18 protein-coding genes, 1 tRNA gene and 1 pseudogene are annotated in these 17237 nt (G+C 37.4%); 3 read left to right on the top strand and 17 right to left on the bottom strand.

Annotated features, from left to right (window positions below):
• Positions 1-205: 205 nt before the first annotated feature.
• The 7 genes from HMPREF0389_RS06075 to HMPREF0389_RS06105 all read right to left on the bottom strand — a co-directional run bounded on the left by HMPREF0389_RS06075 (position 206) and on the right by HMPREF0389_RS06105 (position 5517).
• The gene (locus HMPREF0389_RS06075; protein ID WP_014262749.1) at positions 206-1390 is read right to left on the bottom strand and encodes a 30S ribosomal protein S1; all 1185 of its coding nucleotides are present in this window, start codon (positions 1388-1390) and stop codon (positions 206-208) included.
• An 18-nt stretch (positions 1391-1408) separates the two neighbouring features.
• Positions 1409-2254, bottom strand: a complete 846-nt coding sequence (gene ispH / locus HMPREF0389_RS06080) for a 4-hydroxy-3-methylbut-2-enyl diphosphate reductase (protein WP_014262750.1) — start codon at positions 2252-2254, stop codon at positions 1409-1411.
• Positions 2251-2820 carry a lysophospholipid acyltransferase family protein gene (locus HMPREF0389_RS06085; protein ID WP_014262751.1) on the bottom strand — a complete coding sequence of 190 codons (570 nt, stop codon included), beginning with the start codon at positions 2818-2820 and terminating at the stop codon, positions 2251-2253. The genes ispH and HMPREF0389_RS06085 overlap by 4 nt, the downstream gene beginning before the upstream one ends.
• A 70-nt stretch (positions 2821-2890) precedes the next feature.
• The gene (locus tag HMPREF0389_RS06090; RefSeq protein ID WP_014262752.1) at positions 2891-3214 is read right to left on the bottom strand and encodes a DUF6054 family protein; all 324 of its coding nucleotides are present in this window, start codon (positions 3212-3214) and stop codon (positions 2891-2893) included.
• Positions 3215-3217: 3 nt separating this feature from the next.
• On the bottom strand, positions 3218-3874 hold the full coding sequence (gene cmk, locus HMPREF0389_RS06095; RefSeq protein ID WP_014262753.1) for a (d)CMP kinase: 657 nt from the start codon (positions 3872-3874) through the stop codon (positions 3218-3220).
• Positions 3875-3907: 33 nt separating this feature from the next.
• Positions 3908-4765: a MurR/RpiR family transcriptional regulator gene (locus HMPREF0389_RS06100; protein ID WP_041251046.1), complete on the bottom strand. Its 858-nt coding sequence runs from the start codon at positions 4763-4765 to the stop codon at positions 3908-3910.
• A 23-nt stretch (positions 4766-4788) separates the two neighbouring features.
• Positions 4789-5517, bottom strand: a complete 729-nt coding sequence (locus HMPREF0389_RS06105) for a pseudouridine synthase (protein WP_014262755.1) — start codon at positions 5515-5517, stop codon at positions 4789-4791.
• 147 nt (positions 5518-5664) lie between these two features.
• Between HMPREF0389_RS06105 and HMPREF0389_RS06110 the strand changes: the two are divergent.
• Positions 5665-6203: pseudogene (locus HMPREF0389_RS06110) on the top strand (cupin domain-containing protein).
• Positions 6204-6266: 63 nt separating this feature from the next.
• On the opposite strand, the gene HMPREF0389_RS06115 reads toward HMPREF0389_RS06110, so the two are convergent.
• The 5 genes from HMPREF0389_RS06115 to tuf all read right to left on the bottom strand — a co-directional run bounded on the left by HMPREF0389_RS06115 (position 6267) and on the right by tuf (position 12672).
• Positions 6267-7487: an aspartate kinase gene (locus HMPREF0389_RS06115; protein WP_014262757.1), complete on the bottom strand. Its 1221-nt coding sequence runs from the start codon at positions 7485-7487 to the stop codon at positions 6267-6269.
• Positions 7488-7603: 116 nt separating this feature from the next.
• Positions 7604-8503 carry a homoserine kinase gene (thrB, locus tag HMPREF0389_RS06120; protein ID WP_014262758.1) on the bottom strand — a complete coding sequence of 300 codons (900 nt, stop codon included), beginning with the start codon at positions 8501-8503 and terminating at the stop codon, positions 7604-7606.
• Between the two features lie 248 nt (positions 8504-8751).
• Complete coding sequence (gene thrC, locus HMPREF0389_RS06130) at positions 8752-9804, bottom strand: threonine synthase (protein WP_014262760.1); 1053 nt, start codon at positions 9802-9804, stop codon at positions 8752-8754.
• 2 nt (positions 9805-9806) lie between these two features.
• Positions 9807-11072, bottom strand: a complete 1266-nt coding sequence (locus HMPREF0389_RS06135; protein ID WP_014262761.1) for a homoserine dehydrogenase — start codon at positions 11070-11072, stop codon at positions 9807-9809.
• A gap of 406 nt (positions 11073-11478) precedes the next feature.
• On the bottom strand, positions 11479-12672 hold the full coding sequence (tuf, locus tag HMPREF0389_RS06140; RefSeq protein ID WP_014262273.1) for an elongation factor Tu: 1194 nt from the start codon (positions 12670-12672) through the stop codon (positions 11479-11481).
• A gap of 582 nt (positions 12673-13254) precedes the next feature.
• Here tuf and HMPREF0389_RS06145 point away from each other — a divergent pair.
• Both HMPREF0389_RS06145 and HMPREF0389_RS06150 read left to right on the top strand, forming a co-directional pair.
• A complete protein-coding gene (locus HMPREF0389_RS06145; RefSeq protein ID WP_014262762.1) occupies positions 13255-13677 on the top strand; it encodes a hypothetical protein in 423 nt (140 codons plus the stop codon).
• A gap of 469 nt (positions 13678-14146) precedes the next feature.
• Positions 14147-14222: transfer RNA gene (locus HMPREF0389_RS06150), tRNA-Thr, on the top strand.
• A 153-nt stretch (positions 14223-14375) separates the two neighbouring features.
• On the opposite strand, the gene HMPREF0389_RS06155 is transcribed toward HMPREF0389_RS06150, so the two are convergent.
• The 5 genes from HMPREF0389_RS06155 to HMPREF0389_RS06170 form a co-directional block, all read right to left on the bottom strand.
• Entirely contained in the window at positions 14376-14915 is a 540-nt protein-coding gene (locus tag HMPREF0389_RS06155) for a peroxiredoxin (protein ID WP_014262763.1), read from the bottom strand.
• A 599-nt stretch (positions 14916-15514) separates the two neighbouring features.
• Complete coding sequence (locus HMPREF0389_RS06160) at positions 15515-15973, bottom strand: N-acetylmuramoyl-L-alanine amidase (RefSeq protein WP_014262764.1); 459 nt, start codon at positions 15971-15973, stop codon at positions 15515-15517.
• Between the two features lie 390 nt (positions 15974-16363).
• On the bottom strand, positions 16364-16504 hold the full coding sequence (locus HMPREF0389_RS08940) for a YvrJ family protein (RefSeq protein WP_083799688.1): 141 nt from the start codon (positions 16502-16504) through the stop codon (positions 16364-16366).
• A gap of 242 nt (positions 16505-16746) precedes the next feature.
• Entirely contained in the window at positions 16747-16971 is a 225-nt protein-coding gene (locus HMPREF0389_RS06165; RefSeq protein WP_014262765.1) for a DUF2922 domain-containing protein, read from the bottom strand.
• A gap of 37 nt (positions 16972-17008) precedes the next feature.
• Positions 17009-17227 (bottom strand): DUF1659 domain-containing protein, encoded by a 219-nt coding sequence (locus tag HMPREF0389_RS06170; protein ID WP_014262766.1) that lies wholly within the window; start codon positions 17225-17227, stop codon positions 17009-17011.
• Between the last annotated feature and the right edge of the window lie 10 nt (positions 17228-17237).

A 17237-nucleotide genomic window follows, 5' to 3' on the forward strand; every position in this document is an offset into this window, starting at 1 on the left:
ATTGTTCATAGTTTAATGACACCGAAATTTGATTCCGGTTGTTTCAATGAGGACAATGTTAAAAAACCGGATTTTTATTATAATGTTAACCGGCGATTTGTATTATATACAAGTTATATCTCTCTTTCATTTTTGTTTATGTTGTTGATATAAAGAAAGATACCACACTCCATGGAATATGGTATCTTTTTATCTATTGCTTTGATTATTCTGTAACTGTTTCTTCTGTAGGTGCTTCTTCTGCAACTGTTTCTTCTACAACCGCATCTTCTGTAGCTGTTTCTCCTACAGGTGCTTCTTCTGTTGCCACTTCTTCTACAACCGCTTCCTCTTCAACAGTCTCTTCCGCATCCGGATTCAAATTCATTGTCAACTCTACTTTTTGAGTTTCTTCATTGATGCTGATGATTCTTGCAGTAATGACATCCCCTTGTGAAACTACTTCATTAGGATTCTTTACATAAGAGGAAGATAAATTTGAAATATGGATAAATCCATCCACTGTTTCATTTAATTTCACGAATACACCATACTCTTTGATGTTCTTTACGGTACATTCGATGATATCATCTACTTTTGCATTCTTTCTGAACGTTTCAAAAGGATCTTCGGACAATGCTTTGATACTCAAAGAAAGTCTTCCTTTTTCAGGATCAAAATCAACTACTTTTACTTGTACTTCATCATCCACTTTATAAAGTTCTTCAATTTTGTCTCTTCTGTTCCAAGATAATTCACTGATATGAACCAATCCTGTCATAGCGCCCAAATCAACGAACATTCCGTAATTTTTGATATCACGAACGACACCGGTATACACATTGCCTACTTCAAGTGTCTTAACAAATTCGTCACGCTTTGCTTCTTCTTCTCTTGCGATAATCACTTTTCTGGAAAGAATCAATCTTCTCTTTCTTGGTTCTACATCAATAATTTCCGCTTGAAATTCTTGTCCTGCAAACTCTTGAAGATCCTCGTCTTTTACAAAACGGTTTGCAACATGACTTAACGGAATAAATCCTTTGATGGAGTTTTTATACTTAACGATGAGCCCTTTATTTCCAATTTCAGCTACTTTTACATCAATGACTTTTCCTACTTCCAAATCATCCCATGCTTTGAAAGCATCAAGTCTTTTCTTAGAAAGAATGATTTCACCTGTATTTTTGTCAATCTTGATTACTTCAAGAGATACTTCATCTCCAACTTGAAGTTCTTCGTCTCCACTCATTTCAGAACGCGGTAAAACTCCGTCTGTTTTGTAGTTCAAAGTAATGTAATAAGAATCCGGTTTCACTCTTTCTACATAACCTTTTACAATCGATCCTCTATAGACCTCTTCATAATTTTGCTCTTCTTCTTGCAATAGCTTTTCCATTTCGCTACTCATCAAACCCAACTCCTTAACCTATTTTTTTATGTGAACAATAAAATCTACGACTTCGTTGATGATAAAGTCCGGAGTAGAAGCTCCTGCTGTTACTCCAATTATATCATAAGGCTTTATCGTGTCTTCGTCAATATCATTTACTGTTTCTATCAAAAAAGTTTTGCAAATATTCTCACACAAGTTGTACAATTTCTTGGTGTTAGAGCTGTGTTTCCCGCCTATAACAACCATTACATCCACTTCTTGCGATATTTTCATTGCATCTTCTTGGCGAACTTTCGTTGCATCACAAATTGTATCATAAAAAACAATATCTTTCAAATTGTCTTTCAAACATTTTTTGATTTCTTGATATTTTTCAACACTGAAAGTTGTTTGTGTTACTACAATAAAGGATTCTTTACTCCCTTTCAAAAATAAAAAATCGGAACAATCTTTTCCTATGATACAATCTCCACCTGCCCACAAATTGATTCCTTCTATTTCAGGATGATATTTGTCACCGATAATAATAATTTTTTTGCCCTTTTTTTTGTTTTCGCCGGCAATGTTTTGGATTTTTTTTACAAAAGGACAGGTCGCATCTTCGATGATACAATTCTTGTCTTGCAATTCTTCGTAATAATGTTTTCCCAATCCGTGAGAACGAATAATCACGATACTTCCGTTTGGAATGTCTTCAATTCGATTCAACTCCAAGAGTCCTTTTTCTTCCAATTTTTCCGTTGCCTGTTTGTTATGAATCAACGCACCAAACGAAACAACCTTTACATTTTGTTTCTCTTCCAACAATTTTTCCGCCCGATCCATTGCTCGTTTTACCCCAAAGCAATAACCTGCTTTTTTTGATACAATCAGTTTCATCCTAATGTTACACCCTCATTTACAATCTTCATTACTCGTTCCATCGATTCTTCATAAGTCCATGTATCTTGCAACACAACAGGCGGATGTATCACAACTTTATTTTTTCCGAACATCCGATAATCTGCTGAGATACTGATTGGAATAATAGGTGCACCTGCCTTTGACGCAAGCAACGCCACGCCCTCTTTCGGTTCACTCTCTTTTCCGTTTTTTACTCTTGTCCCCTCCGGAAAAATCCCCAAAAGTTCTCCTTTTTTCAATGACCTGATACAAGTTCGAATCGCTGCCATATCACCGGTGTTTCTTTTTATCGGAATCACATGACATTTCTTTAACAAAAAACCTATGATTTTGTTATGAAACAACTCTTCTTTTGCCAAAAAAGCAATTTCCCGATTTGTGATAAAAGCAACCCAAAGCGGATCCCAGTTGCTACGGTGATTCGGTGCGAGAATTGCCGAACTGTCTGTCGGAATATGTTCCTTCCCCTCTATTTTTACCTGATATAAAAACATGATAAACGGTTTCAATAGATTTCTAAAAAAACAATACACTCTTTTCACTCTCCTTTCTTCCTGTCCTCTCTCTATCTGCTATTTTATAACATTCCGTTCATAATACGAAATATCCTATTTAAACAAACTCTTCCAACACCGTTACGACTTCTTTTGCAAGGGAATTGCCGGCTCCCCAATCAATATTCAAAATCCCGTCTCCACCGGCAAATGCAAACACATCTGCATAGCACACTTCCTCTCTACAAACAAAAACGACTGTTAATCCGGAATAGGAAGTTGTCCTAAGATGTAACTTTTCAAAAAGCATCACCTCAATAAATCCGTCTTCACAAGGATATCTCTTCTTATGCACAAATTCGCAATAGCATTTTTCTGCCAAAATCTTCTCCATGTGAGGAAGTATTTTTTCGCGATTCAAGGTTACACAGTATGATTTCATTTTTTACGCTCCTTTACGCTCATCTACCAGTAAAAAAATCTTCTCACACACTTCATCAATCGACAATGCCGTGGTATCTATTTCAATCGCATCTTTTGCCTTGCACAGCGGAGATAGTTCTCTTGAGGAATCCAACTCATCTCGTTTGACAATTTCTTTTTCTACTTCTTCCACTGTTTTTTCAATTCCTTTTGCAAGATAATCGAGTTGTCTTCTCCTTGCTCTCTCTTTGCTGTCAGCAACAAAAAACAACTTCAAGTCTGCATTGGGAAATACGCTTGTTCCGATGTCTCTTCCGTCCATAATGACGGAATGTTTCTTCGCAAGCTCTCTCTGTAATTGTGTCATCGCTTCACGAATCTCCGGAAACGAACAAATATAAGACACTTTTTCGCTTACTTCGGAAGTGCGAATTTCGTCCTTAATAACAATGTCATTGAGCGTAATTTCATTTTTTTGATTGAATCCGACCTTCATTCGTTCCAAAAAAGCAATCCGTTCTTCTTTTTTCGAACAGTCTATCGGTGCTTGCAAGTAACCGTAAGTCAATGCACGATACATCGCACCCGTATCAATATATACAAATCCAAGCTGTTCTGCCGTTTTTTTGGCAATCGTACTCTTTCCGGAGCCTGCCGGTCCATCAATTGCTACAATCATCTTTGCTCCTCCCAATTTTTATATGAATGATATCTAATAAATATCGTACTTGCTCCAAATTTTTTCCAACTTTGAGAAATGAGCCTGTGTCTCTTCGCGCTTTTTCATACTGACTGCAATAATCAGCGCGTTTGCCATACTGAGCGGTGCAACCAGGGAGTCTACAAAAGATGCCAAATTGCTCTTGGCAATCAAAACTTCCTTAGAACACTCTGCAATCGGCGAAAAATTACTGTCTGTAATCGCAATGGTGTTGGCTCCTTGTTCTTGTGCATACTTCATCAATTCATAAGTTCGTTTGGAATATCTCGGAAAGCTGATTCCGATGACAACATCATCTTCTTTCACCTTCAAAATCTGCTCAAAAACATCATTGATTCCATATCGCACAATCTCTACATTGTCTATCAAAAAATTCAAATAATACCCCAGATAGTCCGATACGATACCCGAACTTCTCAAGCCGACAATATAGGTCTTTCGTGAATGAAAAATCATATCTACAACATGATTAAATCGTTCTTCATCCAATTCTTCAAGCGTACTTTTGATATTTTCGGCATCTGCATGTAGCACTTGTTTCAAAATGCTTCCCTTTTCAAACTTATTTGCCATTTCTGCGCGTTGCACAATCGTAATTCGCTTTTTCAACAATTCCTGCAAATCTTTTTGAAAATAAGTGTAACTTTCATATCCCAAGCGATTCGCAAAACGAACCACTGTCGCTTGACTGACTCCTGTCGCCTTTGCTAAACTTTCCGCAGTCATAAAAGCCGCCTTATCATAATTTGAAATGATATACTTTGCCAAAATCTTATGCCCCTTTGACAAATCGGAAAAAATTGTTTCGATATACTCTATCAAATTATTGCCGTTTCCAACCTTTTGCATATCCAACACAAGAAACCCTCCTGTCACTCTTTATTTTCTTTCAGTCCGGTTACTTTCTTGAGGTACTGCACTTCCTTGCTTGTCAAAGCTCTGTACTCTCCTTCTTTCAAGTTCCCGATATACAAATCCCCCATCGAAATTCGTTTCAAGGAAACCACTTTCAACCGAGCCGCTTCAAACATCTTTCTGATTTGTCTGTTTCTTCCCTCACGCAAAGTCACCTTATATTTGATGATTCCGTCTCGTTTGCCCAAAAACTCCAACTCCGCCGGTTTTGTCTTGTATCCGTCCAAAAACATTCCTTTTTGGAATCGTTCTTTCAAGTTCTCAGGAGCATCTCCTTTCACTTGCACAAAATAAGTTTTTTCTAAGTGATATCTTGGATGAATCAAACGATTTGCAAGCTCTCCATCATTGGTCAAAAGGAGCAAGCCGGTAGACAGATAATCCAATCTCCCCACAGGATAGATTCTTTCTTTCGTTCGAAACAATTCCAAAACTGTATTTCTTCCTCTGTCATCCGATACCGCGCTGATATATCGAAGCGGTTTGTTCAACATGTAGTAGACTTTATTGACTTCTGACGAAATAATTTTCCCGTCTACCTTAACCATATCATTCCCTTCTTCTACCTGCATTCCGGGACTTGTAACCTTCTTCCCGTTCACAAACACTCGACCTTCCTCTATCAGTTGATCCGCTTTTCTTCTCGACGAAATTCCGCAGTGTGCAATATATTGATTTATCCTCATCGTATTTGATTCTCCTTGATTTCTAAAATAATTCATGATACTATTGTATTGTTTGATACGATAATTAGTTCTATCATACTGTTTTATTATACTATAAATCGAAATGGTTTTGTGGATATTTTTTTAGAGAATATAAGGAGATTTGAAATGGATATCGGTGAAAAAATAAAACGATTACGCATTCTCAACCAGCTCACGCAAGAAGAATTGGCACTTCGTTGTGATTTAACCAAAGGGTTTATCTCAAAGGTAGAACGAAATTTAACTTCTCCTTCTATTTCTACACTGATGGATATCTTGGAAGTTTTGGGAACTGATTTGAAATCTTTTTTTGACGATGCGATTGATGATAAGGTTGTCTATGGGAAAGACGATATCTATACTTCTTATAACGAGCATCTCAAAACCACAATCCACTGGCTCATCCCAAACTCACAGAAAAATATTATGGAACCTATTTTGATGGAAATTCCACCGGGACAAAAAACAGAAGTGGACCGACCTCATACGGGCGAAGAGTTTGGATATGTCCTTCGCGGTACCATTTTGCTTACAATCGGCAAACGACAATTTAAATTAAAAAAGGAGAAAGTTTTTACTTTTCTCCCAACGAGGAACATTCTATCTCCAATATTTCCGGCATCAAAGCGGAAATTTTGTGGGTAGCAAGTCCTCCGTCTTTCTAAATACAACAAATACCGTTCTTATGAAATGCGATAGTTTTCGACTTTCATAAGAACTTTTTTATTTTAATTTTCTTCTACCAAATCAAACTCTTTCGCTACAATTTCGGCAGCTTCCACACAACGTTTCGCATCAATAATCACTGATACCTTAATGTCGGAAGTACTGATCATCTCCAAGTTGATACCCGCTTTGGACAGAACCATGAACATACGAGCTGCTGCTGTCGGATTGGTAATCATTCCGGCGCCGACAATGCTCAATCTTGCAAGTCCGTCTTTCATAATAACAGCATTTGCTCCGACTTTTTCTTTGAATCGTGTAATAATTTCAAGCGCTTCTTCTTTATCACTCTTCGGAACGGTGAACGCAATATCATTCACGCCTTTTTTCTCAGCACTTTGCACAATCATCTGTACATTAATATGTGCCTTTGCCAACTCATCAAAAATCAGGTATGCAACACCCGGTTCATCCGGAACACCGAAAATCGCCATCTTTACAACATCCATATCATGTGCAATTCCTGTCACAATAATTTCTTTTTCCATATCTCCTACCTCCTGAACCAGCGTTCCTGTTGTATCGGTAAAACTGGAACGCACATGTATTGTTACTCCATGAATCTTTGCAACTTCCACAGAACGAGGATGCAATACCGCCGCTCCAAGTGTTGCAAGTTCCAACATCTCATCATAAGAAATCACATCCAACTTCTTGACTCCTTTGATAATACGAGGATCTCCCGCATAGACACCGTCTACATCGGTATAGATTTCACATACCTTCGCTTTCACAGCCGCTGCAATCGCAACTGCTGTCGTATCAGAACCGCCTCTTCCCAGAGTGGTGATATCATCATTCGCATTGATTCCCTGAAATCCTGCTACAATCACAATACTTTTATCCTTGATTTCCTGCTCCAAACGTGTCGATACAATATTGACAATTCTTGCCTTACTGTACATATCATCCGTTCGAATTCCTGCTTGCTGACCTGTCAAAGAAATCACATCTTCTCCCATTGACTCAATCGCCATTGCCAACAGTGAAATAGACACCTGCTCGCCTGTTGAAAGAAGCATATCCATTTCTCTCTTAGGTGGTCTGTCAGAAATTTCTTTTGCAAGAGCAATCAAATCGTCCGTACTGTCTCCCATTGCAGACACAATCGCTACTACTTGATTCCCTTTCTTTTTTGTTTCGATAATTCTTCGTGCCACATTACGAATTCGCTCTGTTGTAGCAAGAGAAGAACCACCGTATTTTTGCACAATAACTCCCATACCATCCCTCTTTTCTATCCGATTATCAGCTTATTTCTCACTTTTCTATGAAACTCACTTCCTATTCTTCGAAACACGGAAGTCTATTCAACCTTATCTTTTTTCAAAAAAACACTCTACTCAAAATAACTATTTTGTTGTAACGGATGAAGAATCTTACAAACTCCGTCCAAAGAATTGGAACAAACTGCATCTTCCATTCTATCAAGAACCTCTTGTTCCCATTTTCGTTCACAAAATGCAATCAAAGTCGAACCGGCGCCACTCAAAGCAACACCTTTTGCACCGCCTTGCTTCGCTGCATCAAAAATCTTATCATATCCTTCAATTAAAGGTAATCGATATGGTTGATGAAGTCTGTCTTCCATCATTCTTCCCACCAAATCCAAGTCACCCCTCATCAGCGCGAGTGTCAACATCGATGCTCTTGATACATTGAATACGGCATCTTGTTTGGAATAACTTGTTGGCAACACTTCCCTTGCTCTCTTCGTCGCCAAAGGCTTGTTTGGAATATATACGACTGTACTCCAATCTTCGTTCGGCTCAATACACTGATAGAGCACTTCTCCTCTATCCATCGCACTGACAACAATTCCTCCAAGCAATGCCGGTGCAACATTGTCCGGATGCCCTTCCATTTCCGTTGCCAAAATAAGCAACTCATCTAATCCATAAGGTCTGTTGCACACTTCATTTGCCAACAGCAATCCTGCTACAATTGTTGAAGCGCTGCTTCCAAGACCTCTGGATAACGGGATTTCATTCTTCATTTTTAGATGAAAATTCTTATCTGCAACTCCCTGTTTTTCAAAAACTTTTTCCATTGCCTTCCAGATCAAATTTTCATCATTATGCGGAATTTCTCCTTTTCCAAAACCTTCTATCTCAATCTGCAATCCTGAATCACTTCGTTCCAAAGAAACTTCATTGTAGAGAGACAACGCCATTCCGAGCGTATCAAAGCCCGGCCCTAAATTTGCTGTTGTTGCTGCTACTTTTACCTGTATGCTCATCTTATGCTCTCCTTCTTTCAAAATTGCAATGATTCTATTCTAACAAATTTCATATTATCTCTTATTCCTATACTGTTTTTATCATAAAATTTCCCAATCGAAATTTCATACTGTCTTGTTCTTACTTTGTCTCTTACAATTTGTATTTTCAATTTATATTTTTTTAAGATGTTTTTTCGTAATACTTTGTAATACGCATCTTCGTAACACAAATGTACCCTTCGATTTTTATGAAAAAGTACTATTTCCTATTTCCCATAAATGACATCTAACACAGCTTGTTTTTCCGCACGTATTTTTTGTGGATTCACGATTTGAGACAACGCGGCATTCGGATCCTTCAGCCCGTTTCCTGTCAACACACAAACCACTCTTGCTCCTTTTTCAAGCAAACCTTGTTTATGTTGCTTGATAACTCCTGCCAAAGATGCTGCGGAAGCCGGTTCCGCAAAAATTCCTTCTTTCGATGCCAACCATTTTTGCGCTTGCAAAATTTCTTCATCTGTTACACTGTCAATTCTTCCCTTCGACTCTTCCAATGCGGCAGTCGCCTTAGTCCAACTTGCAGGATTTCCAATTTGGATTGCGGTTGCAACTGTCTTAGGCTCTTCAAATACACGATTATGAACAATCGGAGAAGCTCCCTCTGCTTGGAATCCTAATAATGTAGGAAGCTGTTTGTTTTTCTTTTGTTCATAATAATCTTTGAATCCCTTCCAATATGCAGTGATATTTCCTGCATTACCAACCGGAATCGCCAAATAATCCGGTGCATCTCCCAACACGTCAGATACTTCGTATGCTCCTGTCTTTTGTCCTTCGATTCGATAAGGATTCAATGAGTTTACCAAAGTAATCGGATATTCATTTGTAATTTCTTTTACAATATCCAACGCATTGTCAAAATTTCCGTCTATTGCAATTACCTTTGCTCCATAAATCAATGCTTGTGCTAATTTTCCCATTGCGATATTACCGTCCGGAATCAATACAACACAGTCCAATCCACATCGTGCAGCATAGGCAGCCGCAGATGCCGAAGTATTTCCGGTAGAAGCACACATAATCGTCTTTGAGCCTTCTTCCACTGCCTTCGCAACAGCCATTACCATTCCTCTGTCCTTAAAAGAGCCGGTCGGATTCAATCCGTCATACTTAAAATATAGTTCCAAGTCCAACTCTTTTGACAAATTCTCACTTCGAATCAGCGGTGTATTCCCCTCAAGCAAAGTACAACGAGGTGTCTTTTCCGTTACCGGTAAATAATTTCTATATGCATCAATCAATCCGTTCCAAGCCATTGTTATTCTCCTTCCATTCTTATCATACTATTACATCCTGCAATCAATTTTTGTTGTTTTAGCACTTCTAAAGCATGATTTCTATCTTTCTCTTTTGACTCTACTGCCAAAACCCACTCATCTTTTTCTTCCAACTGTTTCAAGACAGAAACACCGGATTCTTTACACACTGCTTCTAACTTACTCCAATCCTTACAATCATCCGATTTTTGTAATCGTAAGAATGCTTTGCTAACAATAGCATCCATCGCTACAATCTTCTCATCACGATACAACGATACAAGAGACTTCATTGGGGAATTTCTCACAATGCTGTCTGCTATCTCCATCACATCTCCAAGCACTGCACTTCCGGTTGGCAGTTCTCCTGCGCCTCTACCATATAGAAGGGAATCTCCAAATCCTGCTCCTTTCAAGCAAATCGCATTAAACGAATCATTCACTTGTGAAAGAAGATTCTTTTCCTTCAACATCATAGGATGAACTCTAACTTCAACCCCGTTATTATCCTTGGCAATGCCGACCAATTTGATACGATACCCCCATTGTTTCGCATATTCAATGTCTTTCGGACTGATGTTTCGAATTCCTTGTATATACACTTGATCAAACGTAACCTCTGTATGAAATCCCAAGCTTGCCAAAACAGCAATCTTTCGACCTGCGTCCAATCCATCCACATCGGATGTAGGATCTGCCTCTGCATATCCAAGTTCTTGTGCCTCTTTTAACACCTCATCAAATCCCAATCCTTCTTCTGTCATCTTTGTCAACATATAGTTCGTTGTACCGTTCATAATTCCCATAATCTCTGTAATCTTATCTCCCGACATGGTAGATGTCATCGAATGAATCACAGGAATTGCACCGCCGACACTCGCCTCAAACAACAATCCTACTTTGTTTTGCTCAGCAATCTCGGACAACTCCTTAAGATGAAGAGATAACATGTCCTTATTCGCCGTTACTACATGTTTATGATGTTTGAGTGCTTGTTTCACATACTCTTTGGTATGTTCGACTCCACCCATCACTTCTACTACGATATCAATCTCAGGATGAGATATCACTTCATTCACATCTGTTGTAAAAACTTCCTGTGCAAGAGAACAGTCTCTTTTTTTAGAAGCATCTCGAACCAAAACTTTCTCTATCACAAGCTCCGCCTGTAACCTCTGTTGTAATTCTTCATTCTGCTGTTCTATCAATTTTGAAACACCGGTTCCGACTGTTCCAAATCCCAGCAATCCAATTTTAATCTGTTTCATTCCTACTCCTCCTATTCTACTTATAATACCACTCTATCTACACATCATTTTACTTCAAGTCTACTTCATGAAAAATCGGTTCTTATCTCACAACTGCCTCTTTATGTCCTTATATTAGAGATATATGTTTTTATATAAAAGACATTATATCATCCGTTTTTTTGAATAGCAAGAAAAATTCAAAATTCTCTCTATTTTCTTCCAATTGCAAACAATTTATCAAAAAACAATAATAAATTAAAACAAGAAAGGTGTTTCATTAGATTCTACTCATAGTATCTACAACAAAATTCATCCAAAAATCGTCAACTTCCGCCATACAATCAAAAAAAGAGTAGAAGCTTATCCATCATCGGCTTCTACTCTCTGTTTCTTTACTTATTCAGTTTTACTCGGGCTTTGGAATTTATTCAAGAATTTTTCCTACTACTCCCGCTCCTACTGTTCTTCCACCTTCACGAATCGCAAATCTCAATCCTTCTTCGATTGCGATTTTTGTGATTAGTTCTACTGTCATTGTGATGTTGTCTCCTGGCATTACCATTTCTACTCCGTCAGGTAATGTGATGTCTCCTGTTACGTCTGTTGTTCTGAAATAGAATTGTGGTCTGTATCCTTTGAAGAATGGAGTATGTCTTCCTCCTTCTTCTTTTTTCAATACGTATACGTTTGCTGTGAATTTTGTATGCGGGTGGATTGTTCCGGGTTTTGCAAGTACTTGTCCTCTTTCGATTTCGTCTCTTGCTACTCCTCTTAACAATACTCCGATGTTGTCTCCTGCTTGTGCTTCATCTAACAGTTTACGGAACATTTCGATTCCTGTTACTACTACTTTTCTCGGTTCGTCTGCTAATCCTACGATTTCTACTTCTTCGGATACGTGTAGTACTCCTCTTTCTACTCTTCCTGTTGATACTGTTCCTCTTCCTGAGATACTGAAGATGTCTTCAATTGGCATTAGGAACGGTTTGTCTGTTTCTCTTTCAGGTTCCGGAATGTAGCTGTCGATTTGTTCGAATAGTTCTACGATTGCATCTCCCCATTTGCTGTTTGGATCTTCTAAGGCTTTTAATGCACTTCCTCTTACGATTGGTGTGTCGTCTCCGGGGAATTCATATTCGTTTAGTAGGTCTCTTACTTCCATTTCTACTAATTCTAATAATTCTTCGTCATCTACCATGTCGCATTTGTTTAGGAATACTACGATGTATGGTACTCCTACTTGTCTTGACAATAGGATGTGTTCTCTTGTTTGTGGCATTGGACCGTCTGCTGCACTTACTACTAAGATTGCTCCGTCCATTTGTGCTGCTCCTGTTATCATGTTTTTTACATAGTCGGCGTGGCCCGGGCAGTCTACGTGTGCGTAGTGTCTGTTTGGTGTTTCGTATTCTACGTGGGATGTTGAGATTGTGATTCCTCTTTCTCTTTCTTCCGGTGCTTTATCGATGTTATCGAATGCTACTGCTTCTCCCAATTGGTATTTTTCGTGCAATGTTCTTGTGATTGCTGCTGTCAATGTTGTTTTACCGTGGTCTACGTGGCCGATTGTTCCTATGTTTACGTGTGGTTTACTTCTTTCAAATTTTGCTTTTCCCATTTTTCTTCCTCCTAAAAATTTTAATGAAACTGTATGGTAGTTTTTTAAAATCTTTTTCGCTAATATCATTCCTATGTAGCCATACATTCTAATGGCAAAGGCTTGACATCGTTTAGTAGCAAGCTCTTTGATTTAGCACCTACCTATTGTTTCATTCTATAGGAATACAAGTATTTTGTCAATATAAAAGACTCAAAACACACTGTCAATTTCTTAGTTGTCAAAACATATGTTATCCCTTCAAAATGTTCTGATGAAACTTCATGCAACCTCTTAAAATCCGGACATCATCTTATACCTTTCATTACACCGTTTTTATGTCATAATTACATAATTGTTGTCGATATTACATTTCTTCTGATATACTGTTCAGAGGGATATTTCTTCTTCATACCGTTTTGTTAAGGTTGTACATTTTGTACGGATGTTCCAATCAATTTTGACATTCAAAAAGATGCACATAGAACAGTGGACATCTGTTTCACTTCCGGTTGGAAATTTCCCTATTGTGGTACGGAATTTATAGTTTATGTATTGTGATGCGCTGATTTTATGATGCGCAACAAATAGGAGATTGATTATATGCGTACGATATTTTTTGTATTGAACATTGTACTTTTATGTTTTTGTGCACTTACACTTAGTTGGCTGTTTAAAAACAGTTCTAAGTATCGAGATTACGACAAGCACGAAGTGATTATCCTGGAAGAGGATTCCTTCATCGTACTGGCAGGTATTCCTCAAACTTTTAAGATAGATGAAGTGGAAGCTGTCGAATTCCGTTCCTGTTACAGCATTCGTGCAGGCGGTTTTTACGGTACATTGCGTGTGCACCTAACAAACGGAAAGAGTAGCCGTCTATACCAATTTCACAGAACGATATACGAAGACAACAACAGAGTCCCGCTTGACAGAGGAGACGATATCAATCAAGCAATCAATGCTTTGATTGCAAAATTAGAGGCACATCATATTCATGCATACAAGGAGTCGGACACAGAGTAACAATGGGCGTATAATGATTGTCTATCAATATTATTTTTATTGATAATCACAATCCTTATAAGTCCTGCTTTGCTTATCTTACAAATTATCTGTCAACATAATAGTTCGTATGATGAAGTTTTTGTTACATTACCGGCTTTCATATTCAGATAAAACGCAATGAATTCATTTTTTCAATCTTGCTGCTTTCAATCATGATGTTATAGAGAGGTTTGCTTTTGATACTGCTTGTTTTAACTAACGATGCAATATCAAAACTACCTCTTTTTTATTGTTCTCTGTAACAATATTCTATACACACGACAAAAGGCTCCACTGTCCTCTTAAGTTCTACAGAACTTTTCCCTCAAAGAAGCACACTGATTCTCGTTCTTCTTCAAAAAATATTGACAAATTCATAAATTCCGATATAATGTAAAAAGTACGATATGGGATAAATATTGTATATTAAACAAGTTCTTATCACTATGCTACTATGGCTCAGGAGGTAGAGCGTCGCCTTGGTAAGGCGGAGGTCACCGGTTCGAATCCGGTTAGTAGCTCCAATAAAAAGAGGGCTGTTACAGAATGAATTTTTCACTCTGCAACAGCCCTTTGTCTATGTTTTTTACAGTTTTACAGTATTTTTCTTTTTATCCTGATTTGTTTTTCAGTTTATCTTTATCCAATTTCTTTTTGTTTATCGCATTTTATGCTTCTTATAGCATATCATCTCCCGGTTCCCAATCCATAGGACACATTCCTCCGGCTTGTAGCGCTTGAAGTACACGAAGTGTTTCATTTACGGAACGACCTACGTTCAAATCATGCACTACTTGATATTTCAACTCCCCTTCCGGATTAATGATGAACAATCCTCTCAACGCTGCTCCTGTTTCTTCGATAAATACACCATAGTCTTTGGATACTTCATGTGTAGTATCTGCTGCAAGAGGGAATTGTAGGTATCCGATTCCTCCTTTTTCTTCGTCTGCCGTAATCCAAGACTTGTGAGAGAATTCACTATCTGTACTTACTCCCAATATTTCTGCTCCGATTTTTTGGAATTCGTGACATTTTTCACTCATAGCACGAATCTCGGTCGGACATACAAATGTAAAATCTCTCGGATAGAAGAATAATACCAACCATTTACCTTTGTAATCTGCTAATGATACCTCTTTGATTTCTGATGCATCTCCTGATACCGCCAACATTTTAAAATCCGGTGCTTTGTTTCCTACCATTCTGTTTGCCATGTTAAAATCCTCCTTATATTTTTTATTTCCGGTAATAAAATCAACACATTGAGCAATTATACTGTCAAGGTAGATTTCTTACTTCCTTGTAAATAATTGATAATAAATATTATCTGTTATTTAATTACCCTTGATAATTTTATTCTAATCAAAAAATAAAAAATATTTTTAAATATTTTAACCATGTCTGTTTATCATCTCTTAAGATACTGTTTCTCCGTTATTTTGTTGTTTTTTATATCTTAGCAAATTCCGATATCACATTTTTTTGACTCAATACAAGTCTTCCAATCTGCAACCTTCCACAACTATTCAAAATATTGTCTTGAATTTTCTTCCGAATCTGCTCCCTGTTTTTTCTTTCTGTTTTTATATGAACCGCTGATTACAGCTTAAATGAAAATCTGCTTTTTTGATATTGCAATTTTGGATGAGTCTATTTTATTCTCTTCTTCATAGTCATGCACTATATCTGCATTTTAAAATAGTGTTTCGTATTAACAACTATTACAAAAAAATAAGATCACTCCCTTTCAGACACCATGCCATAAAATGGAATAATCTTATTTATTTGAATTACTGTTCTCTGTATCATCTCTTTATTTTCTTTCGTCTAATACAAGAGGGAAAAACTTTCCGGGACAATCTGTGCTGCTCAGCTGTTTGTGTAGTCTGATTTTTGCTTTTGGATATATCTTTTTCTTTTCGGCAATCCGAAGAAACAGTGCTTCCATCTGTGCATACGGGATTCGTTGTTCTCCGTTGTAGTTACCTTCCAGGCAAATTCCGTAACTCTCACGATTATGCCCTTTGACATGAACTCCTTCCTTACACTGCTCTGCCGTTTCGCTTCCTCTTAAAAGATATACTTCTCCTGTTTTGGTGATATATTCGTGGTATCCCGCACCTGCCCAACCTCGTTCTTGATGCCAACGATGAATATCTTGCCAAGTTGCTTTGCTTGCTTCAGCATGATGAATCACAATATATTTAACATTTTGTTTCGGCAAAGGTCTTAAACTGTTTCGAAATATAATATTCGGTTTGATCAGTTTCATTCTGTCCTCCTTCTTTTGTATTTATTCTTTTGTATTTATTCTTTTGTATTTATTCTTTTGTATTTATTCTTTTGTATTTATTCTTTTGTATTTATTCTTTTGTTACATTGCTTTTTGTACCAATCATTTCGTACTTTTTGTAATTATGATGTAGTACTACTTTATGATGATAAGAGGTATATACAATTCCTGACACCTGTTATCATTCTTTATATCGTTACAAAGTGTAATACAACAATGCTTTGCTTCTTTCTACAAACACTGTGTCTTTGTCGGTTTGTTCCCTTATTTATTCCTTTTTTGTTTCTTTCTTTCGTTACGATTTGATTCGTTATCTATTACTTACCATCCTATTAGCACAGTTTTTCTTGTTGAATCTCTTACCTTCTGTCAGTCTTTCTTCAATTCTATTGTCAATTCATGAATACTTTCTGTCAGATAGTCCAATTTTGTCTCCAGTCGAATCAATAGGTAGATACTCACTACAATAGGAAAACCATAATTAGATACACTTGTAATCCACTCTTCCATGTGATACTCCTTTCTGTTTCATATGATAGACTTTCTTTTCTATCATTATTTTATCCACTCCATTACCTGTATCATTTATTATATGTCCGGATTATGTTGTATTCTCAGAGCTGCTTTCTTTCCGAACCATCATTCTTCTGTTGCAACATCCGTCTTATCACATTGACTTTCTTATCTTTTTAGATAAGCTTTTCAGAAGTTTTTTGCAAAAAGGCGACTCTTATGAGTCGCCCTTGCTAAGATTACATGGATACTTCCACTTCTTCTTCGTTCTTTGTTACAAGAACCACCTTCTCCAAATTCACCAACTTAGAACCGTCTGCAAACACGAATACTCCCTCTGTCAAAATATGTTGTACCAATGTTTTGACATCTGCTTGTTCTACCGGTTTTTTAGCATACGGCAATGCCATTGTGAATTTCTTTCCATTATCTTTCTTAAATTCTAATGATAATGTTTCTGTCATTCATTTCACCTCCTTTCTGATGTTTTAGATGCTCTGATTATTCATTCGTCAATTCTTTGGCATCCTGTTTTTGAATTTTTCCGGAATAAGCTTGCAATTTCAATACTTTTTGTCCAAATGCAAGAATAACATCATCAGACAAAGTTATTTTGATATTTGCAAATGTTTTGCTTTTACGGACAGTTTTTCCGGGAGTCGCTCCCGGAAGTTCGTATACCATACGAACAGCGCTTGTTTGGTTCATTACTTTTGCCATTGTTCTTCGC

This window comes from Filifactor alocis ATCC 35896 (genome assembly GCF_000163895.2).
Taxonomy (GTDB): domain Bacteria; phylum Bacillota; class Clostridia; order Peptostreptococcales; family Filifactoraceae; genus Filifactor; species Filifactor alocis.